The sequence below is a fragment of the Paenibacillus sp. FSL L8-0333 genome (assembly GCF_037965665.1).
GTDB lineage: Bacteria > Bacillota > Bacilli > Paenibacillales > Paenibacillaceae > Paenibacillus_AQ > Paenibacillus_AQ odorifer.
On record NZ_CP150186.1, the window covers coordinates 4,955,494 to 4,981,113 of the forward strand.

Genomic DNA, 25,620 nt, shown 5'->3' on the forward strand with positions numbered 1-25,620 from the left:
ATTATTTACTAGCTGCTTTCTCTTTACGAATCTGTGCAAAAGCTTTTTCCACATTATCCATCCATTGATCCGTGGTCATCTGGCCTGTCATCACTGGTGTGACCGTATTCTTGAACATTTCAGTGACTACACTAACCTTGGAACCCTTCGGTAACGATTGCCAGCCCTGTAGAATAGAAATGGAACCATTATAAGCCTCAAACATGTCATAGACACCTTTAGTCAAAAATGGCTTAGACAGCTCCTTCGCATCGTTAAGCGCATACGCCCCATTCGCTTTTTCCGCGAATAGTTTCACAGACTCATCGGTATACAGGAACTTCAAGAATTCCTTAGCGAGCTCAGGATTTTTAGCCTTAGCAGGGATGGAGAATTGCTCGTAGCTGGAAAGCACATACTTCTGATCGCCTTTATTGAACACAGGTACTGTTGTCATCCCAAATTCAAACCCATTTTCTCTAGGTGAATCCTTCATTTCATTTTCCATCCAGTTGCCGTTTACGATAAACAAAGCTTTACCCATCATCATATCGGTCTGCGACTGTGTATGGTTCAAGGCAACCGTGCCGTCCATCAGATAACCGTCTTTAGAGATTTTATAGAAGATATCCAGTACTTTTTTGATCGTGTCGTTCTTAAATGAACCTTCTTCATATGCAAAGACTTTATCCAGCGTTTCTTTTCCCCCCGCACTGGCAATGGCCGGGTAGAGAATTTCCTCCAAATAATCCGGATAGATGCCTTGATAAGTGAATAAAGCCCGCTTCGTTTTAGTTCCATCTGCATTAACCAGGTAGTTCTCCTCTTTGTTCAGCTCATCACCTAAAGCAAAGAACTCCTCCCAAGTCTCAGGAACACTCCAGCCTTTTTCTGCGAACAGTGTTTTATTGTAAATCAAGCCCATCGGTCCAGCATTAAAAGGTGCGAGATACGTCTTTCCATCTTGATAGGGCTGAAATCTTGTACTGTCCAGCATCCCCGGTAGAATCATATCCTTAAGCGTCTCCTCTTTATCAAGCGCTTTGCTTTCAAATACATCGCTGATATCTAGCAGTCCTTTTTCTTTAATTAATGAAAGCACGATGCCACTTTGCTCTGTATCTGTAACAGACAGGAAGTCGGGAGGATTACCCGCAACAATCTGCGGCCGGATTACTTCACCAACTTTTGGATTAATCGTCATGTTCACTTTCACACCTGGATAAGTACTTTCGAATTTGCTGACAATTTCATTCCAATAATCCGCACCATATCCCCCTTGGAATACAGCAATACTAAGTTCCTTGTTATCAAAATCTTTAGCAGGTTCTTCTTTAGTATTCTCGGCGTTCGTTGTACTTGTAGCTTGCGCTGTGCTCGCAGCTTTCGTTGAATCCGATTCATTAGAGGCAGCAGGTTTATTATTGCTGTTCCCGCAGCCGAGCAACCCCACACCTAGCAGCATTACTGCTAATAATGTACTCATAGTCTTTTTCATAAACGCCCTCCTTAAGATATTCTTGTAAACGCTTTTTTAATAATCTAAGTATAGAAGGATTTACGCTATATTTACATTTACAATACAAACCTACCTATGTATTATCTTATCCATCTTCCAATGCGAGCTCGTATAAGCTTATTCATCAGGGTCACATAACCTGTAAACTTAGCCGTTAACGGAATGGATAATATTATCCATTCCATAGATTATTCTCACTTTTCGCCGCTGCATATATATTCCATTGTTCTTTTTATGTTAACTTGTAAGTAAAAGATAGTGAATGGGAGGTCATCCACCTGAGTCGACGTAAAGGGAAGCTGCATTTTCCTAATCCTCCGCAAATCATGCGCAAGGTTAAAATTCAAAATCGCTTAACCGTCATTTTCTTAATCGTTTCTGTGATCCCAATCATCTTTATAGGTTTCTACTCCTACACCATTTACTCCAAATCCATTAACAATAAATTAAGTAAATCCACATTTCAGGCTTTAACGCTGCTTAATCGAACGATGTTAAGTGAACTTAACAACTATCAATATCTTGCAGGCTCTGTTTCTACCAATAGTATTATTCAGGAGCGTTTATCGGCAGCACCAAATGAACCCGCTCCTAGCAATGCTGCCATTAATCATGCCATGGACAATTTATATAGAACCATCTACCCCGGATATGTCCAGAACGTTCGGGTCATCGACGCCAAGAACCAACCTATCTATGAATTAGGCTACGACGGCATCCCCAATCCTAAGTATGAAGAAATTATGAAACAAGTAGAGCTGAATGCCCCTTATGACAGTCTTAACTACGTAAAAAGCTATCGCGCTTACAATACCATTGTCCTGGGCCGGAAAATTTTTGATCAAGATGACATTGGCGTTCCCTTAGGTCATGTGTTTGTTTTTATTGGTGGGGAGTTATTTTCAAAAGTCATTCTTTCCAGTGTGGATTTAGGTACAGGTTCCAGTCTCCTTATTATGAATAGGGAGGGAAAAGTAATGTCCTCGAATCAAAAGGATACTCCGCTAGGAGAACCCTATTATAAAGATGAGCTTTTTAAGCAAATCAAGACACAAGAGGCAAAGAAAAACCATTCCTTCCAAGGCATGGTCAATGGAAAAATGCAGCAAATCTCTTATATTAACAATAATCAATTAGGCTGGTACATGATTTCTACCGTCCCCTTCTCTTATATCAATTCAGAGACAAGTAAAATCACCACTGGACTACTTATTGTTGTCAGCATCATTGTAGTCGTGTGTATTCTAATTATTATCGTATTGTATAAAAGCATCCTGAAACCAATCAAACAAATCATCGTCTTCTGCAACCAAATTTTTTATGGTGATCTATCGAGTCGGATCGAAGATCACAGCAACGATGAAATGGGCGTGTTGGCCAATAGAATTAACAGCATGGTCAGTAGAATGGAACAGCTGATGAAGGATCAAAAGAAAGATCTGAAAAGAAGACGTTCGCTCGAATTGCAAATGCTGCAATCGCAAATTAATCCTCACTTTCTTTTTAATACACTTAACTCCTTACGATGGCTGGCGATGATTAACCAGGTTCCCGTCCTTAGCGACGGCATCTCCTCACTAGCTGAATTGCTGCGTAGTACCATTATCGATCAAGATGAGCAAATCACCATCAAGCAGGAGCTGAACAATCTGGATCATTATTTTGCCATTCAAAAAATACGTTATGCCGACAGGTTTGACATTGAATATGACTTGGATGAGTCTTTATTACAGAGCATGATCCCCAAGCTCATCCTGCAGCCGATCGCAGAGAACGCGATTCTTCATGGGGTTACAGATATAGGAGGAAAAGTTCTAATCCAAATTAAGGTATACGCAAAAAATGAATATACCCTTATTATTGAAATCATCGATAACGGAAAAGGGTTTGACACCACCAAATCAGAAAAGGCTGACAATCTGTCGGGTATCGGAATTTCAAATGTGGCCGATCGCATTAAACTTCAATACGGTGAGAGTTACGGGCTGTTCATCACAAGCTCTATGGGTCATGGAACCTGCTGCCGCCTGATTATCCCTATACAAACATACGAACTTAAGGGGTGATACTATGTATCCTATGTATAATGTAATGCTAGTGGATGACGAACCTATTGTTAAAGTTGCGCTCAGAACCATGATTCCATGGGAAGAGCTTGGATACATGATCTGTGCTACTGCCTCTGACGGAGTTGAAGCCTTAACACTTGTAGACAAGTTTAATCCCCATATCATCATTACAGATCTCAAAATGCCTAATATGGATGGTCTGCAGCTGATAAAAGAACTGAATAACAGAGGGTTTGCAGGAAAAATTCTGGTGGCGAGCAACCACGGGGAGTATGAGTTAGTTCGTGAAGCCCTAGTGCTTGGTGCTGTAGATTATATGCTGAAGATTAGTATGAAAACGGGGGATTTGATCCATTTGCTGGAGAAATCTACGAAGTTAATTCAAGAGCAGCTTCAATCTAGGCAGCAGCAGGAGACCCAAACACAGTTATTACAACATAACTTAAAAAGCGTGAAAAATGCGCTTCTAAAAGATTATTTCACCGATCCTTATTACGATGTGCAGCAGCTTGATCAACATGAGGCTATAACGTTTGCTTTCAGCGAAAGCAGCTGTTATTTATTCTACATTACTTTTGAGCAGAATAACGCCACCCATAACGAAAGACAAAATCACATCTCCGTATCCTTTATTGAAAACATCATCTTAGATATCTTGGAGACCGTAGATCAGTTGGAAATTATTCAGCTTGAATCTAATGGGCTGCTGCTTCTAATCTCCTGTGATACCTTAGACGATCATCAAATTATCCGCACAGACTTTATCCAGAGGGTCATTCGGTTAATCAAAATGTATATTTCTATCACCCCTACCATTGTTTTTTCTGATCCTGTACGGGGATATGCTGAAGCAAAACGAACCCTAGAACGATGTAAAGAATCCTTGCTAATTCAATTTTACAACGAAATAACGATTATAGATCCAAAGGATGTCCATTTAAAGGATACGCTGGACTTCGAGGATGTACATGATTTCTCAACGCAATTAATTCAGAACTGGAAGCTTTCAGGGGTTGAAGCCGTTACTCAAGCAACTCAGCAATTTCTTGACATCTGTAAATCCAAGCAAATTAATCCTGCTGAAACCAAAAAGTTCATTGTAAATTGTCTGCATTATCTTCCCTTATGCGATGCCCATCTCATTGTCGAGGATCCAAAGCTTTTGAAGAACTATATAGAAAATATCGCCAGCAGTAAACGTACCACTGACGTTCTATCTATAATGGAGCTTGTGTTCCAATTATTCTCCCATCAAAAGCAACAGATCGTAACTACACACAATAGAGATGTTAAACAAGCGATTGACTATATCAACACACATTATCAGAAGAAGCTGACCTTATCTCTGATTGCCAAGCATGTCAACTTAAGTGAGAACTATCTGTCCAGAATCTTCAAAGAAGAAGTGGGGCAAAGCATCATTCACTACATTAATACTGTGAAAATGGAAAAAGCCGCAGATTTAATACTTAAAGGGAATCCATACATTAAAGAAATTTCCACGCAAATCGGTATACACGATCAATTTTATTTCACCCGGTTATTCAAAAAACACTTTGGTGTTAATCCTAGTGAATATAAGAATCACGTTCAGGCCACGCTTGGTTCAGGAAATTAAGACCATTCCAACTCTTTTTATTGGAATGCGGTTCCTGATTTTATGATCCTTTCACAACCTGAATGAACCCTTCTTTAGGTGCAAATATGGAATTAAACAACAATTCTTTTGTTTAACCGCTCCAGCTGCAGAAGATGATGACGATAGTGCATTTCAATAAGTAGGAACCATTCCTCCGCGCATAATCCACCGAATCGCGGGTGAGAAACGGTATTTTGTTTGGACGCTTTCTCAAGAGAGGGTTCGATCTCTCTCATTCTTTGGATGACTGTACGTAACCCTTGAATTAATTGTTCTTTGCTCTCCGGCTGCTCCGGCGTATATTGGGCGGAAGGCGGAACCTGAATACGAATGGGCGGAAAGCTTCCTTGCGCAAATATAGCCGCACCATCCTCAGTTTTCCCCACATGAGCTACTAAGGGATCTTGGTCGAGCACAAGGCATTGATCAATATTACGAAGCTGCATATACAGCGCCGAGTTAATGAGATGCTGAAACATCTGTCCGATGGACCACTCGTTTTCACTCGGCTTTTGCTTCAGCTGCTCCAGATTGAATCGCTCCAATTCTTGAATATAGTATGTCGCAGTTTCTTCAAATCGTTGTAAGACTTCTTTTGTTGTAATCATCATATATCAGCTCCTGTAGTCATTGATGGTCCAAGTATACAAAAACGCTGCTGACAGCGTTATGTCAGTAGCGTTTTAACATTATTTCTATTTCATTTCTAACCTGATCACGGAAAGATTCGGGCTCCAGCACAACCATACCGCCTCCCCAGCCAAGCACCCATTGCAGCAATTCCCCTGGCTCGCGAACGCGAAAAGTAACAAGTAACCCCTCCGCATGCTCCTCAATAGTTTCCATATAGAAATTATTTGATTCCCTTACCTTATCGGCTATGTCAGCTTGGACTAAGATAAGCACATGAACGTTGCGATCATCAGGAGGTTGGTATACCTCCAGATGAAAATCTGCTGGCAGTATAAATTCATCTTCCAGATTAATAAGCTCCCTCATTCGGGATAACCGGAAATGACGGATGTCTTGACGTAATTCACACCAGGCGATGAGTACCCATGACCCGTGATGAAGTACAAGTCCATAAGGAGCAACCGTACGAATACTTTGACGGTTCCCATCGGCTTCGGCGATTCTTTTGGAATAACGAAATCTTATTTTCCTTCCCTTCAATATCGCTCCACGAATGGCTTCCAAACATGCCTTCTCTTGTATGGGTGCTATATCTTCTACGGATGCAAATAAACGAAAACTTTTGCGAATCTGTGATGCTTCACTGCGGATGGCTTCCGGCAGGATAGCTTCTATCTTTGCTTTAGAACTTCTAGCCTTATTACCATAGTGTGCATCAAACCGCTGCTCGATAAAATCAGTTCCGATAAGCAATGTCACTGCTTCATCCAGCGTGAAACTAACGGGTGGCAGGAAATACCCCTCGATTAAGGAGTAACCCTGCCCTGGCGCTCCTATAATGGATACGCCCGCTTCACTCAGTGCCTGAATATCCCGATAGATCGTTCTTACGCTCGTTTCAAACCTAGCAGCCAAATCCTCCGCCCGCAACATTTTGTTACGCTGCAGTTCAAGCACTATAGCTAACAACCGGTCCATTTTGTTCATACGACTCCCCCTCCCCGAACAATCTCATCAACAGCTCGTCGATACCCACCCGAGTTCCGAAACGATTCACTGATATTGGAGACAGCTTTTTTATAAGATAAATCGCTTAATACATGATCTACGGCTTCTCGTAGGTGATTTGCAGTTAAACTTTGCATTTGTAACTTAATGCCTGCTCCGACATGGACGACTTGCTTCGCAATTATTGGCTGATCCGCACTTTGTGGAATTACAATTAGCGGAACCCCGTAATAAAGCCCTTCATTGATACTGTTCATTCCACCATGTGTAATAAATAACTTTGTGTATTGCAGTATATCCGTTTGTGGAACATAATTTTTCACGAAAAAGTTTTGCGGAATTTCCCCTAAATCAGTGATTTGGACTTTATCTCCAATTGACATCACAATAGTGTGCTCCGTGTTCCCCAATGCTTCAAAACAAAGTTTATAGAATTCAATGGCTTGGTTAAAAACTGTGCCGAGTGAAATGTAAATTAGACTTTTCCCCTTAATTGCCATGAGGTCGAAGTTTTCTGGAGCTAATCGTGAAGAGATGGAGGGTCCTACAAAGATATAAGACGGGTCGAAAGCTTCTCCCTCAGGTTGAAACTCCCTAGTTGTATAAACGATAGTAAGTGGGGCAGGATTACAAAACACTTCATAAGGGGATTCGATGTCCACATCATATTTGCCCTTCACCATTTGCGTCAAGCTTTGGAATTTATCCTTTATAGGATTAGTTACTTCTGCAGGAACGGTAGTATAAAATTGTTCTAACATTTCATCGAATGCTGCTTTTGTCTGCGCAAAAGAAGTACAGGAGCTAATGGCCGGAAGCTTAAGAATTTGAGCTAGCAAACGTCCACAACCAAACATAGAATCATGGATGATGTAATCAAAATGCTCCCCTTTGATCTGTTCAAGAACGCTTGGAATAACTATATCTGCCGTAAGTAAAAGGCCGTTGATTCTTTCCAGTACATAATTTCTTCCACCTGAGATAAAAGCTTGTATAAATTTCTGATCGTCAAATGTTCGTACTGTAGTCCCCGTCATTTCCATACGCTCTCTGTAAGCTTCTATACAAAAGTACACTACCTCTTCGCCACGCGAAATAAGCTCTTCCACAACGCCAATCGTGGGATTGATATGTCCCTCTGATCCACCATTAATAAATAACACACGCGCCAATTGTAATCCTCCTTAACTATAAATCATTTTTATATTAGATATTATAAACATTAATTTTACTTATATCGCTCTAAAAGGGTATAGTAATATAGGCTTTAAAACCATTTTAATAATATAGAGTATACCCTTATTAGAGGAGAGATCATATTGGAAAGAGTAGTTGGAACAGTTGTACGTGGACTTCGCGGACCTATCATTAACAATGGGGATAACATTGAAGAAATCGTAGTTCAGACGGTATTGAATGCAGCAACAGTCGAGGGTTTTTCGATCGAAGATCGTGACATTGTGACCGTAACTGAATCCATTGTTGCTCGGGCACAAGGAAACTATGCGACGATTGACAATATTGCTGCTGATATAAAGGGGAAATTCGGCGAAGAAACCGTAGGTGTTATTTTTCCAATCCTTAGCCGTAACCGGTTTGCTAACTGCTTACGCGGTATTGCCAAAGGGGCACAAAAAGTAGTCCTAATGTTAAGCTATCCAGCTGATGAAGTAGGCAACCACCTTGTAGACATCGACGAACTAGATGCTAAAGGTATCAATCCATGGACGGATGTATTAACAGAAGCTCAGTTCCGTGAGTTTTTCGGCTATATTAAGCACCCATTCACAGGGGTTGACTATATTGATTATTATAAAGGTTTAATTGAAGCTGAAGGTGTGGCTTGTGAAGTCATCTTCTCCAACAACCCAAAAACCATTTTAAACTATACAAAAAATGTATTAACTTGCGATATTCACACTCGCTTCAGAACCAAACGTATTCTCACAAACAACGGTGCTGAAAAAGTATTTGGCTTGGATGATATTCTTACACAATCAATCGATGGCAGCGGCTTTAACGAAGCCTATGGTCTGCTAGGATCAAATAAAGCAACAGAAGAAAGTGTAAAGCTATTTCCAAATAACTGCCAGCCTATCGTGGATGGTATCCAAGCAAAAATCAAAGAAATGACAGGTAAAACTGTAGAAGTTATGGTTTATGGCGATGGAGCATTCAAAGATCCAGTCGGAAAAATCTGGGAGCTGGCAGATCCAGTTGTCTCCCCTGCTTACACCGCCGGACTTGATGGAACACCAAATGAAGTAAAATTGAAATACTTGGCCGATAACAACTTCTCTCATCTTCGTGGTGAAGAGTTAAAACAAGCTATTTCTAAATACATCCAGAATAAAAATGATGATCTAGTTGGTGCGATGGAAGCCCAAGGGACTACACCTCGTAGATTAACTGACCTGATTGGATCATTATCTGATTTGACTTCTGGTAGTGGCGATAAAGGAACACCAATGATTTATATCCAAGGTTATTTCGATAACTACACAAAATAAGAGTAGTACAACAAAGGGAGTCTCTAAACGAGGCTCTCTTTTTTACTTTCTGGGTTATAATAAAAGCAAACAGCGGCATGCGGAGGATACTATGAACATAAGAAGGATTAAATATTTTATAGATCTCGTGGAATGCAGAAATTTTACGGAAACAGCTAAAAAGAACTATGTATCGCAGACCACCATTAGCCAACAAATCGCCGCGCTTGAAGAGGAATTCAACATTCAATTGATTGACAGAAAGCAGATCCCTATTGAGCCAACCAAAGCCGGATGGCTTTTCTATGGCGAAGCCCTCATCCTCTGGAAGCAATATAACCATATGAAGATGAGCATGGAAAACTTTCAAAAGTATAATACGCAATCCTTGAGTATCGAATATGCGGCGATGACGGATATCCAAAGTTTGTTGAAATTGATTCCCTCGTTTCAGGATCATCATCCGAATATTAAGCTGGAACTGAATAAAGTATTGCTAAAAGATATTGCAGAATACTTGCAAAAAGGGATTTACGACGTGGCTATTGCCTTTGATTCCGAGTTTCAAGGAAAAGAGGACATTGTAACCTATCCCTTGTATAAGGGACGTTATTGTGCGGCTGTGAGTCACCACCATCCCCTGTTTCATCACGAATCGATCGCCAAAGAGGAGTTATATGAACATCCACTAGTCATGCTGAATCCAACAGCTATTGGAAACTCTTATCATCTAATGATCCAGCATGCAATTGAAGACGGCTATCAGCCGAACATTCTTCGAACCGCAGACGATGTGGAGACAGAATTGTTTTATATCATCACGGAGAATTTGATTGGCTTTTTCCCGGATAACTATCAGCTCGCTTATCTTCAAGATGAAGTCCGGCTAATTCCCTTAGATGATTCACACCATACCTTTGCAATCGAAGCAGGTTATCTCAAAAATAATACAAACCCGGCCTTGCCTTCCTTCCTGCAACAAATCCAAATTGGATTTAGCAATCGACCATAAGTTTTATGTGTTAGACTATGTTACTTTTTTCACATACTATAAGGGTATAATTCATTTCAACAAGGAGTGACAACGATCATGGGTAAATTATTGTTGACTGGTGTCGATGGAAATCTAGGGAAGCAAGCTGCGGAATATTTGTTGGAGCTGGTAGATAAAGACCAAATCATTTTTTGCGCTTACGATCCAGCATGTTTGAAAGAATATGCGGAACAAGGGATTGAAACACATGTGACCAACTTTAATAACAAGGACGGCCTTGCCGAAGCTTTTGCTCATGCCGATAAACTCGCTCTAATCTCCATGCCTTTTGTTGGAGAAAAACGCCAAAATGCACAAAAACATGTGGTCGATGCTGCCAAAGAAGCTGGAGTCAAACAGATCATTTATACTTCTCTAGTAAACGCAGCCGATGAAAGCAATCCAAGCGTAGAAAAAATCGACCATGTGTATACCGAACGTTATATTCAAAGCGTTGGGCTAGATTATATCTTCCTTCGGAATTCCCAATACGCGGAAGCCATGATTACCAATTACTTCACGTATGTGAAGGGTGACGGGGTATTAACAAACAATCAAGGTGACGGTAAAATGGCTTATATCTCGCGGAAGGATTGCGCAAAAGCCGTTGCGTATGCCCTAGCCTCCAATAATTATCAGGAAGCGATTCTAAATATCAACGGACTTGAATTGATGACAATTACCGATTTCATTAAGATTGGTAATGAAGTAACGGGCAATCATATCACCTACAAAGAAAACACGGATGAAGAAAATTATGCCGTATTCGAAGCAATGGGCGTGCCTAGAACCACCGACGGTGCATTTAAAGAAGGCTCCGAAGCACCCTTTTCTTCAGAAGGTATGGTTACTTTCGGACAAGCTATTCGTGAAGGAAAAATGGATGTTTATACAGACGACTTCAAACAACTTACTGGTCATGACCCTCTGACCGTGAAATATATGTTTGAACATGCCGATGAATTCCAGGTTGGCGAAAGACACTCTAAAGACAATTAAAAGCTGACACTCTTACTTCTTAGGCTAAATCACCCCCGTTTATTAAACGGGGGTGATTTCTTTTATACTGAGCGTGGCAAAAAAACTCCGTAAAGCTCAATCATATGCTCGCCCTGGAGATAATTAGGGAATTCCTCCCTTATTACCAGAGGATTCTGGTCATCAGACTAATAATCAGGGAATTCTTCCCTGAAATTTAACTGATTTGGCGGTAATTCTTGATATTGCTCTGTTTTTTAGGGAGTTATTCCCTAATTTCATTCATTTAGAGCAATTATCGGCTTTTATTAGGGAGGTTTTCCCTAATCCTCCGTCACGGTATAGATAGAACTGGCCAAGTATATCGGTATGCTCACTGTAGAACAAAATACACCTTTAACCGAACGGATGAACATCCGAATGGCTAAAGGTGTATTGTCTCTGTCTACTTTTTAATTAGAGTTAGTTCCAAATCTCTTCAGCAATTTCTTTAATATAAGCAAGCTTACGCCATTGCTGCTCTTCTGTCAGGTGGTTGCCTTCTTCCGTGGAAGCAAAGCCACATTGCGGGCTAAGGCAAATCCGGTTTAGATCAACGTATTGCTTCGCTTCCTCAATACGCTTCAGAATATCTTCCTTGCTTTCAAGCTCACCAAATTTGGATGAGAACAGACCTAACACAACCTGCTGATTGTCTTTCAAGAAGCGCAATGGCTTGAAGTCGCCTGCACGTTCGGTATCAAACTCCAGATAATAACCCGAGTAGTTATTGATATTAAGAAGCGTTTGCGCGATAGGCTCGTAGCCTCCACCTACTCCAGCATAAGTCGAAACATAATTGCCCCGGCATACATGGGTCGTTACAACAAGATCTTCCGGCAGACCGGTTACAACTTCCTCATTCAATTTTGCAAGTTCGCTTGCATATTCAGCTACGTTCACGCCAATCTGATTCATAAACGCTATAAACTGTTCGTCGCAAAGCGCTCCCCACGTACAATCGTCGATTTGAATACTGCGGCAGCCCGCTGCATAGAAGGCAAGAATCGATGCTTTGTATGCTTTGGCAATATCCGAGATAAGCTCTTCGCGATTCGGGTATAATTCATTTGTGCTTTCCTTGTTTTCCGCCCGATCTAGCTCGAACAGGAATTGTGCAGCCGCAGGAATCGATTGACGCGCAACAACGTCCTCACCAGCAGCACCTTTTAAAAATTCATAATGCGAAACAAAAGGATGGCTGCTGTAGCTTATTTTTCCGGTCAGTCGGGCTGTTTCTGGTCTGGACTCTGCACCGTTAAATTGGTAACCTTGATCAATAATTGTGCGTTCTACACCGTCAAGTCCCCAGAAGAAATCGAGGTGCCACCAAGAGCGGCGGAATTCACCATCGGTTACCGCTTGAAGACCCACCTCTTTTTGTTTCTGCACGAGCTTAACGATTTCGTCGTTCTCTACTTCCTTCAACTGCCCGGCAGTAATTTCACCATTCTTGAATTTTAATCTAGCCTCTTTCAACGCTTGGGGGCGCAGGAAGCTGCCCACGATATCATATCGAAATGGAGTAACGGTTCGTTTTTGGGGTTTGGTCTGAATGCTCATATATTAATCTCCTCGTAAACAAATTATTAGAATTAATATAGCATAACCGACTGACTATACCGATCTACCAATGAGCTATGACAGGTTATAAGTATTAACTATAGCTAGATTCAGCGTGATAATTAGAAGGGCATGATAAAAAAAGAAGAGGCGCATGAGTAGCGCCTCTTCCTTAACAAATCATATCGACGGATATTACATAGTAATTAAACTCCGCAGTCACCTCGAACCCAACCGACTGATAGAGGGATAATGCATTTCTATTTTGAGTGACCACGCCAAGACGAATCTGAGAATTCTTCTGATCTCGCAAGATTTTAACTACCTCTGAAAGAATTTCACGACCGTATCCTCTGCCTTGACACGAAGGAAGCACACAAAAATCATGTATAACCGCAGTATTTGTATCTAAATAATTGACTCTGATCATCCCAACCGGAATCATGTTGTCCACAGCAATGTAAGTAATCCGTGCCGGTTCTCTTGTACGAGTTAAATAATTCCTAGTCCAGGACTCTGAATCACCAAAAGCTTGTGATGAACATTTAACCATGAACTCTAAATCCTGATCTTCTTCTAATCGCACAGCTAAACCGGAGTGGCTTGATCCAGCGATTTGTGCCCGATTAAAAACCATGAGGAATTCAGACGGTGCAGCACTTGCCCCTAAATACCGTATATAATCCATCCCTGATTCAGAATTAGAAGGTATCCTAAAACGGCAAGTTTGTATGCCTTGCATTTGCATATCTGATGCGGCACTTTTCAGTAAGTCGTGGAATACACCTTGGCGACGAAAGTCCGGGTGAACCATTCCGTTAATATTAGCTTCGATGCCATCCGAAGTATACCAACTGAGAAATCCGACTAATTGGTTATCGATCTGGCACAAGAATGCCTCATCTCCGTCTATCTCCTTAAGGCTTTCTATACCCACCCTCAAACTTGATCTGTCGGACGTCTTGCAAAGATGTTCTAATATGCGGATTTGATCAATCGATTGCTTTGAATAGTCTTTCATTGTACTAATTTTATATTCTTGCATCTAGTACCCTCATTAAGAAGGAAATACGCAGTTTATGGACGAGTAGGCGTTATCCTTCTAAATTCTGTCCACCTAATGATAGTTACCAATGGAACCGCCTCCTAAAAGTCAATGTCTTCACTCTAAACCAGGGTAATCATAAAACAAACCTTATAACTAAAAAAATGATAGCAATTATAGCCACAACGATCAACAGATTGGTTACCTCACTCCAGAATCCTGGAACGCCTTCAGTATGATATTTTTGCGCATTTACATCATGGTTTGCTTTATGGCCTGCAGGGTCCGACAAATTGGGATTAGGTCCTGAATTAAAAAAGTCAGACATAAATACAACTCCTTCCCATGATTATAAACCATATTATACCAGTTCATTGCCATTTAAACGACAACTTAATGCCACATTCAGTATATCGTTTGTCGGAGGGCTTTAGGGAGATTTTTGACAACCATATCGTAAGAATGATCAATCATTAAATAGATATCCGACTCTGGTAAGGAGCCATCCAAAACAATCGTATTCCAGTGTTTTTTGTTCATGTGGTATCCTGGCCGAACGCTCTCATGCTGCTCTCGCAAGTTCCCTGCAATCACCGGATCACATTTTAGATTTATGTAAGCATAATTCCCCTTATTCTCAAATATAAGCGCGAACATTTTACCGGCAATTTTGATCACCATTGGATCGAAGCCGAAAGGAAAATCCTTTGTTGCTCCATTCTTTTGTAAACAGTATTCGATAATATTATGGGTCAAAATCAGTCCCTCACCTTCTTCATTAAAACGAATCCTGTATACCTTATATCAAATATTATAACTGAAATAAACCTAACACTCTTGCCCTTGGCAAAATGAACTCGTGAGTAATCCTTTCAAGTGCACGAAACCTAAATAACCTTAAATACGTTAAAGTAATATACAAATCTACAGGAGGTTTTTATAATGAGATACAGTGCTGCAGGCGCACCAATAACCTGTCCTTGCTGTCAAAACGATACCTTTGATCTGGATTATAAACTGCTTAACACAAGCGGCGCATCATTTTTAGGCTTTGACTGGGCGAACAAAAACGCTGCCATCCTTATTTGTAAGCGATGCACCCATATTTCATGGTTTATGAAAGAACCAACATCTGATTAGTGTTTGGTAAAAATAAAGTATTAGACTGGATCCATTAAAACAAGCAGCGGCGGACCAAGACTTGATAAATAAAGTCTTAGACTGCCGCTGTTGTCGTTCCAATAACGTTCCTCGTGAGCGTAATCACCTTAAGTGACAAGGTCATCTTACCGTCTGGTAAACGAGACCTATGGCTCCAGAATCAAAGGTCTTGTTTTCGATTAGCTTAAGATTTCTCTTCTCCTTGAGACCTTGGAATAATGGCAATCCCTTACCGATCAGGACGGGAGAAACCGTAATTTTATACTCATCAATTAAATCAAGCTGCATAAGGTGGTGTGCGAATCTAGGACTGCCGAGGATGACCATATCCTTGCCGGGCTGCTGTTTGAGGTTATTGATCTCTTCCTCGACAGCTTCTTTCACGAGTCTGGAATTATTCCATTCGACTTTCTCCAGCGTCGTGGAAAAAACGATCTTAGCTGTCTTTTCGATCCACTCGGCATGATTCCGTTCATGCTGCGAAGCTGATGGGTTCGAAGGGACAGATGGCCAGTAACTGTGCATCATCTGATAAGTCCCACGTCCCCAAATGACAGTGTCGGCAGTACTCAGAATTTCTTTCGCATGGTTCTCCAAATCAGCATCGTAGGAAACCCAGCCAATGTCCATTTCACCATTCGGCCCTTCTACAAAACCGTCAAGCGATGCGTGAAGAAATAGAACGAGTTTTCTCATTTTCAGTTCTCCTTTGTTCATGAAGGATATCTACATTAGACATTAACTACATTTTAGCAGAATTCAACTTGGGTTGTTTTTTATGGATTGCTAATCTCAAACGCTCTTTTCTTCACTTTGGTATTTTTATCCACATCAACATTTTAGCAAACATACGTTCGTTTGTAAATGCACCTTTTTCTAATTTTCAAATCATCTTTCATTTCTTTAGAGCCGGCATTTTTCTGTGTTTCGTTTGTTGTTCGAATGCAAATGCAATCCGAATGAGTGTCGGTTCACTAAATGCCGTTCCTGCAAATGTGATCCCAAAGGCTCTTCCATTCTCTTGAAAGCCTGCGGGCACTGCTATAGTTGGATAACCTGCTCTAGCACTTAAATCAGCTCCGACATAAGCAGGAAACAGGATTGCATCCAATCCATACTTTTCTAAAGCATGATCGATCCCTATATTTTGCGAATAATATAAGTCAGAGATAGACTCTACAATATATTCCGAATGATTCAACGGTTTATCTAGCTGTGATCGATAGTTCAGCATATCTTGTCCATATTTCAAAGCCTTTTCCGAATTCCGCTCGTTCCATTCAATCAATTCATTTAGGTTATGGACAGGAAGTTGAGCCGGAAGGTTATATAAGTAATTTTCAACGGAATGCTTAAATTCAAGATTCATTTTGTTATATTTCCACTCTCTATGGAACGATGGAATATCTATATCTTCTATTATGTTGGCTCCAGAATCTTTTAATTTAGCCACAGCATCATTAAATAAATGTTCATCATATTCACCCATGTCACAATAATTCTTAGGTAGAGCATTTCTAAAAACGCCTATGGTCGCTTTATTTAATCCGTCTTTATCCAAAAATGCTGTGTAGTCCATAGTAGAATATTCATTTTTCCAAGTAGCAGGATCACTTTCATCTTTTCCCGTAAGTGCATTTAATAAGATCGCAACATCTGTCACATTCCTTGCCATAGGTCCAGCTGTATCCTGAGAATATGACCATGGAATTATGCCTGATCTACTTATTAGACCTACAGTTGGCTTTAAACCAACAATCGCGTTTTGCACAGCTGGACTTAAAATAGAGCCAGACGTTTCTGTCCCCACGGCTACTGTTGAAAAATTGGCTGCAACAGAAGCGGCAGAACCCGTACTGGAACCCCCCGGAAAATGATCCCCGTATGGATTTTTGGTTTGTCCTCCTATTGAGCTATACCCAGCCCACATGGATGATGACATCCCATTTGCCCATTCCGTCATATTTGTTTTTGCAAGTATAATTGCCCCAGCATCCCTTAGTTTTTGGACAAGAAAAGCATCGTTTGAGCTAACATGGTTTTCCAAAGCTAATGCGCCAGCGGTTGTATGCATTTTATCATTCGTTTCAATATTTCCTTTCAATAATACAGGCACACCATGTAAAAGACTTCGTGCTCCGCTTAATTTTCTCTCCTGATCTAATGCCTCGGCAATAAAAATCGCATCTGGATTCATTTCCATAATAGAGTTTATCATGGGACCACTCTGGTCAAACGTTGCTATCCGATACATGTAATACATAACAAGTTCCCTAGAACTAACATCCCCTCTTACCATTGCATCCTGCAGTTCGAGTATCGTTATTTCTTCACTCTTTATTTTTGCTAATTCGAAGATATGCTCCATGATAACTCCTGCTTTCCATTTGGGTCATTTATGTAATAGTGTCATGTTCATATATTTTGGTGGGCCGTCCCCACTCGAAGTTATCCAGACCTATCTCCTTAAATCCATATTTCTCATAATAAAGAATATGATCCGTCGCCAAGTAGACTTTTGCATAACCTAGTTGTCCAGCTATTTTTCTGGCATGCTCCAACAGAACGGCTCCTAGTGCTTTGCCTCTCTCACTTTCGTCAATAAACAATGGCGCAATCCAAGGTGATAAATCTTTTCGAGTTATAAATTCCTGCTCAATTAATTGATAAAACCCGATGATTACATCATGTTTCAACAGCAAAAATGTAAAAGGAAACTCCTCATCTTTTGAGATTAAACTTTCTTGTATATTGGGGAGCACAACTTGTTGTACTTTTGGCCACCGTTTTTTGACATACTTAATAAGCTCATTTTGACGAAGAGGACATTCTTGTAAGGATTTAATATCTAGCATCTAACCATCCCTTCTTGTAAAAAGAAATTCCTATACCCATGTCTGCTCTCACAATAGTCATCCACCAGCTCTCAAAATGCATAGCAGCAAGCCCCGAGTGGGGCTTGCTGTAGGTTGTAAATACTAAAGTAGGTTATAACGCTGGTTCACTTCATTACTTAGAAACCGGTGTATAGATCAGGCAGCGCAGCGTCTTCTCGGGATAGCGCAGCTCTGCCGTGTAGGTGCTACCGTCTTTCAGTTTGACCAAGACCGCTACCACTCCGCTTTTGTCATATGCACTGTCTTTAATGATAGAGGAGCTGGTTATCGCACGGGTCTCGCCCTGCTTGTCCACCACAATGGATTTAGCGGCTTGAAGCCAGCTGGAATCCTGGCTAATCTTTTTATTTATAGCTGCTGTAATCGGAGTTCTCTTATAGGACAGATCCACTATCGTAGTATCCAGTACGGTCCCACTCTTTGCATCCACGAACGTATTATACATGAAATAGGACTTATCCTGAGCCCGCAGTGTCTCTGCCCGGTAAGGTAGAAAATTAACGAACCATTGCCCTTTCGAATCAGGAAAAGGCTTATGATATGAGGTCTGAGCCTGCAACTTAGAGAGATCCACACCGAATAGACGGCTTACGCTCTCTTTTGCTCTGCGTAGGGCTTCATCCTGACTGATGTCCTTCTTATCTGGCTGTGCCACGACAAGATTGAGGCTTACCACATAATTAAAACGGTAATTCCAGTCGATCAATTGCAGCATTTCTTCATCGGTCAGTTCGCGCTTAGGAAATACATAGGTAAATTTGCTTTGATCCAGATAAAATTCGGAGCTCCCTGATTTCAAAGGTAGCTTCTGCTTGGGCCGTAAACCATCGTACTTGTATTGATCATCCAATAACATCCGCCGCTTATTCTCCTGGTCCGTAAATTGCCGCGTAAGCTGTTCATCCTTGCCAGTGAGCCTGGCCTTCTCTGCATACTCATTAATCTGCTTAATTTCTTCAGCGGTGACTGTGCGCTCAAAATAAGACTTGATCGTCGAGACTGGTGTTTTGGTTGCAACCTTAAGTACCGGGATCTGGCTGCTCGCCAGTTGAACAGCAGGCTTCTGGTTGAGTTCTTGCGTGTAGGAAACGTTCGCTTGAGACACATTCTGGTTCACTGTAGTGTAAGCGACGATTTTGGGCACTGCCAAAGCAGTCAGGGCCAGCAGACCACCGGATATCGCGATCACCCCAAGGGCTGATTTCACATCTTTACTCTTCATTTCTCATAACCTCCATAGTGTAAGTGGGCTTGACTTACATGTACTTTAAGTTACGAATGTTATAAAGTACGAAGCCCCTTGTTATGAAGTTGTAAAATCAGTTACAGACTCGTTCTAAATATTGGAGCCAAGCAACAGATCAAGGATTGGGAAGCATACACTGCCCATGTTGACATAGTCACAATTACTCATAACAGAAATAGCGATTTTTTCATCGGGAAGCAGGAACAGATTGCTTAAGAATCCAGTATCCCAGCCGCAATGTGAGAGAATACGAGAACCTTTATATTCTCCTAGAAACCAGCCCAATCCTATCTGTGCATTTTCCGGATCATAGCCCGTTTGTGCATGAGGTTTCCACATTTCATCATAGCTACCTGGCTGGAGGATTTCATTGCCGTTCCCGGCTGTTCCACCGTTTAGATGCATCAACAGATATTGGCACATATCTTCGGCATGGGTATATAAAGTGGAGCTAGGGGCATGGGCCCTGTTATATGGAAAAACACTACTAACGCAGCCACCACATTCATGGGTAGCTCCAAGCACATGAGGTGCAGCAATATAAGCTTCAACCTCCTGTTTAAGAAAAGAACTGGACTGCATTCCTGTTGGTTCAAGAATATTTTTTTCCATATACTGCTCGAAGCTCATATCGCTGACTTTTGCTATCATATCTCCCAATATCTCATATCCTATATTACTATAGGCAAATTTCTCTCCCGGTTGGCTTAACAGCTTGTGGTGACCTATCCCTTTTACATATCGTTCAAGACTTTGCTCGTCGTATTCAGGGCGATCCCACGCATAATCTTCCTCATCAGGCATACCGGAGGTATGATTCATAAGCTGTCTTATTGTTATATTTTGATACCGCTCATCCTCTAACTTAAAATATGACAGGTATTTAGTGATGGGGGCATCCAATTCTACCTTACCACGCTCAACTAATTGCATAATGGCGGTTGCTACGAAGGTTTTGGAGACAGAGGCTTGGTGAAACAAAGTGCCACGAACTACAGGATCACCCGTCGATAAATTTGCCGTCCCATATTCACCAGTAAACAGAACTCGGTTGTCCTTTACGATTCCGGCCGCTAATCCCGGAAACTTTTCATTTTCCACAAACTTGATTAGCATTTCATGCAAGATATCCTCTATCTTCTGATTCGTGTACATTTTGTCCTCTCCAATGACAATAAAGCACCATTTTCAATAAATTCACCCATACAAATAATAACATCTTATCGACCCTTTATCTGGTAATAAATAATTATAATCAAATAAACAGTCGCTTACTTGAAAAGGCAGCAATTCATTTTCCGAGCTTCCGAGCCAGCCTCCAATTAGAGGACCCACAACGCGTGGTCTTTCTACCTTGCTAATAATATCCATGAATCGTCTTCGCCTGCCCTTCAACAACCATAGATTTTACGGCTGAAACAGACGGCTGCCGCAGCTTGATAACCTCTAAAGCCTCAGTAACGATAGCATCCGCGGCTGATTTCCGGGAAAAGTTCTTCATATCCTGCACCTTTCCATCCCTGTACCCCAGATGCTCCAATCTCTGAAGCTGCTCTACTAACTGCTCCTCGTTTCGGGCAATCTCTATTAAATTGTGCTCAGACAACCATTCTGCATTGCCTGCCTCCTGACCGGGGAGCGGACGATAGACAATTACAGGAAGTGCTAGAGCCATCGCCTCAGTCAAGGTAATCCCCCCTGCTTTGGTCAACAGACAGGAGGATATGCACATTAGCTCCTGCATTTCTTCTGTATAACCCCGTATGTGAACCCGAGGATTCTCTTGAAAAAGCTCTTCCGTAGCCATCTGGAGCTTATGATTATTCCCGCACAATACCATTACATCGAAGTTTGATTGCTGCAGCGCCCTTATTATTAAATGGTTAATATCACTCAACACGCCGTAAGCCCCTGCCGCAAGTAATAGATAATGTCGATTTCCATCTAGTCCATGCTTACGTAAAAGGCCTTCACGTTCCTGAGTCTGTTTAAAAGCTTCACGAATCGGAATCCCGCTAACCACAAGCTTTTCTTCAGCAATACCTAATGACATCAGTTCTGCTTTCATACTTTCCGTAGCAATAAAATACTTCGAGGTTTGTGGATGAAGCCACCTGCCATGAACCACATAATCCGTCATGACAGTGAAAAGGGGGATTCGTCTTCCCTTTGTTGATGCAAGCTCAGCAGCGGCCAAATAGGGAAAGGTATGAATGATAATATCCGGTCCAATCTCGTCGATGATCCTTTGCACTTTCCGCTTGCCCATAGAATGAATCCATTTACCCATGAACTGGTCTGGTTTAATCTTGCTCGTCAACTTGTACACTAATCCATAAAATTCTTGAGTATAACCTGTGCTGTTCAGATAGAATCTGCGGGACAGCTCATTCAGACTAGGGTAGACTGCAGCGAAAAGATCCAAGGTAACAATCCGGCTGATCCCTCTACGTCTAAAAGAATGATCAATTGCTTCTGCTACTTTGATATGCCCGTCTCCAAATGCCGAAGTTACAATAAGTACTTTAGGATCTGTGTTCATGAGAAAGCTCCTTTTTCGCTTGGCCTTCTCTAACTCTAACTCTGAATCGTAAACAGATAGTGATGAGATCCTCAACTGAATATTAACTTCATGATTTTCTATAGAGCGAAGCAAACGAAGAAATCCGCAGAAAAAAACACAGTGCATCAACCTCCAGTAACGATAGGATTAATGTTCTGTGTTTAGTTAAAGGCCAACTGTGTCCGAAAGCATCTTCGAACATGTAATATGATCAAATTAAATGAAAGTTGGTGTCTGAGTAAATAAAGTTTTAGACTGCCGCTGGTTTATTGAACTAACGTGTCCCGTTAGCTCAATTGATTACCTTTGAAAAGTGAGTCTGTATTTGATATATATCCATAAATGAAAAATGTATTATTTTCTTCTCTATACGGAATTCTTAATTCATGTAAAATCGAAAGAAATTCTTTACTTATGTCAATTAATTCAGGAGGAAGCAGATTCCCCTTGTGCTTCTGATACCTTGGTCTAACCCGTATCCATTCTACAGAAAAAAAAGGTGAAAGTCCTTCTATCCAATCCCCTAAATACCAGACGTCGTTTTCGAAGTTCTCTGGATAAAGTATATCGTCTAATACATACTTAGCTTGATATGGAGGGGTAAAAGGTAGTTTATTTAGTACATCACTTTGTAAGTTTCCCCACTTAGTGTCATTCATAACTGAACATAATTGTTTCTGTGTAATAACTTCATGTACCCTTTTTTTAAAATCCTGTTCAAAACCCACAATTAAAAATCCTCCTGAATAACAACATAAATCCCACGCTGACCTGCCCGTGTGTCGTTATTGAGTTATCGTTATCCGTTAACTTAATACAAAATGGCTGCTCGGCTATTACATATTCAAAATTAGTCAAGTTTAATAATCTTATCAAAGCAGTATGAATCTTTGTCATAGCCATTATGCACATAGAAAGCATGGGCGTCGGTTCGCTTAAATCCGCTACATAAAATAATACTTGATATTTCCATTTCTTTAGCGTAATTTTCAGTGTATCTTAGTAGTTCTGTACCTATCCCACTATGCTGTAATTCCTTTTTAACAGCAAGCCCTTGAATATGTAGATAACCATTCGAAGACCCTACGGATAACGCCTGAACTATAGTGACAAAACCAACCACATCATTTTCAAATAATGCAACGAATGTTTTGTAATTTCCAGCCTTATTCATGTTTTCCATAGTAACTCGAAAGTTTTCAATATTAACATTGCGAACGCCAAGTACATCATTCCATAAAAAAACAACTTCAGTATAATCATTTGCTACAACTTCTCGTATTTTAATTTCCATCCCCCCCTTTATAGAAATATTCAAGCAAAGGATTCGACAATTGATGAAGCAATCCTGCCCGTAACTTTAACAAATAAAAGAGGAGCATTGTCATGGCAATGCTCCTCAGCTATCGTTTCCCGTAAGCTTTATAGATTGCCTCTTTTTCAGCCTGTAATCATTAGAATCCAATCTCTCATTAGTTTGTTGTTTTATAATATTCTGATAAAATGCCCTCTAAAACTTGCTTATAATCATTTTTATTATAAGAAGAGTTATCAACTTTTATCTTGGTAATGTTTAATCTGTTAAAAATTTCTTCTTCCAGTTCCCTTCTTGCTTTAAGAACCTGCAGTGTTCCATCTAACCCTTTATAATTTTGTTCTTTTCCATACCCTTGGTTCGTGTAATATTCAATAAATCCCTCTGACCATTCCTGAGGTCTTTCCTTTACAGCCTTTCTGAAAGAATGATCAAGATCATTCTGCTGTACATATATCAACAATGGATTCAATCGCTCTACAATTGTTGCCAGTTCAATAACATAACTTATAACGTCTTCCTTCTTCGCACCATGTTTAATCATGCCTATAGTTACAGGGTTTTGTATAAAACAACAATCAAAAACAAAGGTGTCTGCGCCATACAAAACACGATCCGCAAACTTCTTCCATCTTTCTGTTATCAGTTTCCTATTTTGATCTAGCGGCAATTCATAAATATCATGTTTAAAAACTGCGTGATGCAATTCATCTGGAAAACTTGACCAGACTTCATTTTTTATTTTCCGATATTCCAGGAAGTAATCGTTACCTTGTTTAATCATTAGATTACTCAACAAATCTTTAAACTTTTTACGGGTATTCAATAATTCATCGCATTCGGTTTTCTTAAAGAAAGCGACTCCATCATAATCAGCAGGATGTTCCAGATTTCCTTCTAAAAAAAGCTGGGATGTAATGTTCACTTCCGTAAGAATTTCATGAACTTGCTGAGCAGTTGTTGTTTTACCAGATCCTGGCATTCCCTCAATCAAGACTAACTTCGATCGCATAACAAAGTTCCTCCACTCGCTAGTAGAAGGATAAACAGGTAGGAATCAATAGAGATGCTGTTATGCTGTTTCCCACGAATAAAAGCGGATACCATCAGGTATCCGCAGGATGGGTATATGATACACTTTTTCCTGCATACCCTATAAGATTAAAGAAAAGCATACCTAATAAAATAGTGTAGTCACTATTTCAGGCATCCTTTCAAATTGTTAATCTTTACAGAGTATTCCACATGATAAGTTTATGCTCCTTTGTTTGCATCTCTATTGTTTAGATTAACAGTAAGCATAGGTAAATACAATCAGGGACTTTCTAAACAATCCTGCCTGTTAGCTTAATAAAAAGAGCAGGATACCGAAGCACCTGCTTATCAATGTAATGTATTATTCAACTATCGTTCTCCGTTAGTTGAATCCACCCGTGGAATGTAAAACTTGGCCGGTAATCCACTCCCCATCATCGGTGGCTAAGAATGCAACCAGACGAGCTGCATCCTTAGGCAATCCTACTCTACCTGTTACAAATTGCTTAGATAACTGCTGTCGTAGGTCAGGAGTCATCCAGCCGGTGTCTGTGGGTCCAGGATTTATCGCATTTACGGTGATGCCTTTCGGTCCCACCTCTGCTGCAAAAGTTCGTGTGAAAGCATCTATTGCCCCTTTCGTTGTGGCATAAGAGATTTCACCAGCCATGGGACCTAGTGATTGGCCCGATGTCATATTAATAACTCGACCACCTGCCGATTGCGTAAACCGTCTAGCGAATTCCACACTAAGCATAGTTACCGCCCTAACATTAATTGCGTAGTGTGCATCCAAAGACTCTGGGGTAATCGTGGTTAAGTCATCGTTAACCGAATAACAAGCATTGTTAACAAGAATGGAAGGTTCTCCCAGCTTCTGCTCAACGTTATTTAATAAATCCACAAAGCTTTCAGGTACAGAAAGATTCATCATTAGGTGTTCGCAACGAACGCCCATGGAACGTATTTCCTCACAAAGTTGCTTTTGCTCCTCATTATTGCTACCCCAGGGCATCTGTTGATCGTAACTAACCCAGTGTGTAAAAAATACATCAGCGCCTAGATAGGCCAACTCTTTGCACACTGCAGCACCGATTCCTGTGCTGCGACTTGCACCTGTTACTATTGCGATTCGACCTGTTAATCTGCCAAGTGTAGTATTCATGGGTCTTTTCTCTCCTTTTTATTTTGAAGTCGCATTAAACTGCGGTGACTATTGTGCAAATCTGCCCGTTACTTCAATAAAAACAGCAGGCTACCGTAGCGCCTGCTCATTAATGTGTATTATTCAACTAAAGTTCCCATTAGCTCAATAGTCATATGTTTTAATTAGAGTCGCTGCTTATAGTTGTGAGGCTTGCCAAACACCTAACGCTGTGACGTCCCGACGGGCTTAGGGGGCTGGATGT

At 40.8% G+C, this 25,620-nt stretch carries 24 protein-coding genes; 6 read left to right on the forward strand and 18 right to left on the reverse strand.

The features are described 5' to 3' along the window. Window position 1 precedes the first annotated feature (1 nt). Window positions 2-1,477, reverse strand: coding sequence for a carbohydrate ABC transporter substrate-binding protein (locus NYE72_RS22265; protein ID WP_036683041.1), 1,476 nt, complete (start codon window positions 1,475-1,477; stop codon window positions 2-4). A 347-nt stretch (window positions 1,478-1,824) separates the two neighbouring features. On the opposite strand from NYE72_RS22265, the gene NYE72_RS22270 reads away from it, so the two are divergent. Both NYE72_RS22270 and NYE72_RS22275 read left to right on the forward strand, forming a co-directional pair. Then, entirely contained in the window at window positions 1,825-3,564 is a 1,740-nt protein-coding gene (locus NYE72_RS22270; protein ID WP_036683043.1) for a sensor histidine kinase, read from the forward strand. A 4-nt stretch (window positions 3,565-3,568) separates the two neighbouring features. Further along, window positions 3,569-5,185, forward strand: a complete 1,617-nt coding sequence (locus NYE72_RS22275) for a response regulator (RefSeq protein WP_036683046.1) — start codon at window positions 3,569-3,571, stop codon at window positions 5,183-5,185. A 92-nt stretch (window positions 5,186-5,277) separates the two neighbouring features. Here the strand turns inward: NYE72_RS22275 and NYE72_RS22280 are convergent, their stop codons facing one another. From NYE72_RS22280 to NYE72_RS22290, 3 genes are all read right to left on the reverse strand, one after another. Then, window positions 5,278-5,811: a DinB family protein gene (locus tag NYE72_RS22280; RefSeq protein ID WP_036683215.1), complete on the reverse strand. Its 534-nt coding sequence runs from the start codon at window positions 5,809-5,811 to the stop codon at window positions 5,278-5,280. A gap of 67 nt (window positions 5,812-5,878) precedes the next feature. Beyond that, a complete protein-coding gene (locus NYE72_RS22285; protein ID WP_339210409.1) occupies window positions 5,879-6,826 on the reverse strand; it encodes a YafY family protein in 948 nt (315 codons plus the stop codon). Then, on the reverse strand, window positions 6,823-8,019 hold the full coding sequence (locus tag NYE72_RS22290; RefSeq protein WP_036683050.1) for a macrolide family glycosyltransferase: 1,197 nt from the start codon (window positions 8,017-8,019) through the stop codon (window positions 6,823-6,825). The genes NYE72_RS22285 and NYE72_RS22290 overlap by 4 nt, the downstream gene beginning before the upstream one ends. Window positions 8,020-8,166: 147 nt before the next feature. Here NYE72_RS22290 and NYE72_RS22295 point away from each other — a divergent pair, with 147 nt between their 5' ends. From NYE72_RS22295 to NYE72_RS22305, 3 genes are all read left to right on the forward strand, one after another. After that, window positions 8,167-9,357, forward strand: coding sequence for a coenzyme F420-0:L-glutamate ligase (locus NYE72_RS22295; RefSeq protein ID WP_036683052.1), 1,191 nt, complete (start codon window positions 8,167-8,169; stop codon window positions 9,355-9,357). 91 nt (window positions 9,358-9,448) lie between these two features. Then, the gene (locus NYE72_RS22300; RefSeq protein WP_036683054.1) at window positions 9,449-10,348 is read left to right on the forward strand and encodes a LysR family transcriptional regulator; all 900 of its coding nucleotides are present in this window, start codon (window positions 9,449-9,451) and stop codon (window positions 10,346-10,348) included. Between the two features lie 78 nt (window positions 10,349-10,426). Then, window positions 10,427-11,368, forward strand: a complete 942-nt coding sequence (locus NYE72_RS22305; protein WP_036683055.1) for an NAD(P)H-binding protein — start codon at window positions 10,427-10,429, stop codon at window positions 11,366-11,368. 441 nt (window positions 11,369-11,809) lie between these two features. Here the strand turns inward: NYE72_RS22305 and NYE72_RS22310 are convergent, their stop codons facing one another. The 4 genes from NYE72_RS22310 to NYE72_RS22325 form a co-directional block, all read right to left on the reverse strand. Further along, window positions 11,810-12,949: a 5-methyltetrahydropteroyltriglutamate--homocysteine S-methyltransferase gene (locus tag NYE72_RS22310; RefSeq protein ID WP_326047000.1), complete on the reverse strand. Its 1,140-nt coding sequence runs from the start codon at window positions 12,947-12,949 to the stop codon at window positions 11,810-11,812. A gap of 172 nt (window positions 12,950-13,121) precedes the next feature. Then, window positions 13,122-13,886: a GNAT family N-acetyltransferase gene (locus NYE72_RS22315; protein WP_339210413.1), complete on the reverse strand. Its 765-nt coding sequence runs from the start codon at window positions 13,884-13,886 to the stop codon at window positions 13,122-13,124. 244 nt (window positions 13,887-14,130) lie between these two features. Further along, entirely contained in the window at window positions 14,131-14,322 is a 192-nt protein-coding gene (locus tag NYE72_RS22320) for a hypothetical protein (RefSeq protein WP_036683062.1), read from the reverse strand. Window positions 14,323-14,399: 77 nt separating this feature from the next. Continuing rightward, complete coding sequence (locus tag NYE72_RS22325) at window positions 14,400-14,750, reverse strand: MmcQ/YjbR family DNA-binding protein (RefSeq protein WP_076104341.1); 351 nt, start codon at window positions 14,748-14,750, stop codon at window positions 14,400-14,402. A gap of 186 nt (window positions 14,751-14,936) precedes the next feature. Between NYE72_RS22325 and NYE72_RS22330 the strand changes: the two genes are divergently transcribed. Then, window positions 14,937-15,134: a hypothetical protein gene (locus NYE72_RS22330; protein WP_036683067.1), complete on the forward strand. Its 198-nt coding sequence runs from the start codon at window positions 14,937-14,939 to the stop codon at window positions 15,132-15,134. A gap of 141 nt (window positions 15,135-15,275) precedes the next feature. On the opposite strand, the gene NYE72_RS22335 is transcribed toward NYE72_RS22330, so the two are convergent. The 10 genes from NYE72_RS22335 to NYE72_RS22380 form a co-directional block, all read right to left on the reverse strand. Further along, complete coding sequence (locus NYE72_RS22335; RefSeq protein ID WP_038572611.1) at window positions 15,276-15,851, reverse strand: dihydrofolate reductase family protein; 576 nt, start codon at window positions 15,849-15,851, stop codon at window positions 15,276-15,278. A 199-nt stretch (window positions 15,852-16,050) separates the two neighbouring features. After that, on the reverse strand, window positions 16,051-17,523 hold the full coding sequence (locus NYE72_RS22340) for an amidase family protein (protein WP_326047002.1): 1,473 nt from the start codon (window positions 17,521-17,523) through the stop codon (window positions 16,051-16,053). A gap of 28 nt (window positions 17,524-17,551) precedes the next feature. Beyond that, window positions 17,552-18,010: a GNAT family N-acetyltransferase gene (locus tag NYE72_RS22345; protein WP_076104339.1), complete on the reverse strand. Its 459-nt coding sequence runs from the start codon at window positions 18,008-18,010 to the stop codon at window positions 17,552-17,554. Window positions 18,011-18,164: 154 nt separating this feature from the next. Further along, window positions 18,165-19,274: a hypothetical protein gene (locus NYE72_RS22350; RefSeq protein ID WP_038572617.1), complete on the reverse strand. Its 1,110-nt coding sequence runs from the start codon at window positions 19,272-19,274 to the stop codon at window positions 18,165-18,167. A gap of 114 nt (window positions 19,275-19,388) precedes the next feature. Further along, window positions 19,389-20,453, reverse strand: a complete 1,065-nt coding sequence (locus NYE72_RS22355) for a serine hydrolase domain-containing protein (RefSeq protein ID WP_326047003.1) — start codon at window positions 20,451-20,453, stop codon at window positions 19,389-19,391. A gap of 202 nt (window positions 20,454-20,655) precedes the next feature. After that, on the reverse strand, window positions 20,656-21,840 hold the full coding sequence (locus tag NYE72_RS22360; protein ID WP_076148241.1) for a glycosyltransferase: 1,185 nt from the start codon (window positions 21,838-21,840) through the stop codon (window positions 20,656-20,658). A gap of 308 nt (window positions 21,841-22,148) precedes the next feature. Further along, a complete protein-coding gene (locus NYE72_RS22365) occupies window positions 22,149-22,589 on the reverse strand; it encodes a DUF6678 family protein (protein ID WP_051491267.1) in 441 nt (146 codons plus the stop codon). A gap of 122 nt (window positions 22,590-22,711) precedes the next feature. Beyond that, window positions 22,712-23,155, reverse strand: a complete 444-nt coding sequence (locus NYE72_RS22370; RefSeq protein ID WP_076104336.1) for a GNAT family N-acetyltransferase — start codon at window positions 23,153-23,155, stop codon at window positions 22,712-22,714. 178 nt (window positions 23,156-23,333) lie between these two features. Further along, entirely contained in the window at window positions 23,334-24,188 is an 855-nt protein-coding gene (locus tag NYE72_RS22375) for a hypothetical protein (RefSeq protein WP_076098601.1), read from the reverse strand. Window positions 24,189-24,593: 405 nt separating this feature from the next. After that, a complete protein-coding gene (locus NYE72_RS22380) occupies window positions 24,594-25,376 on the reverse strand; it encodes an SDR family oxidoreductase (protein WP_076148238.1) in 783 nt (260 codons plus the stop codon). Window positions 25,377-25,620 lie beyond the last annotated feature (244 nt).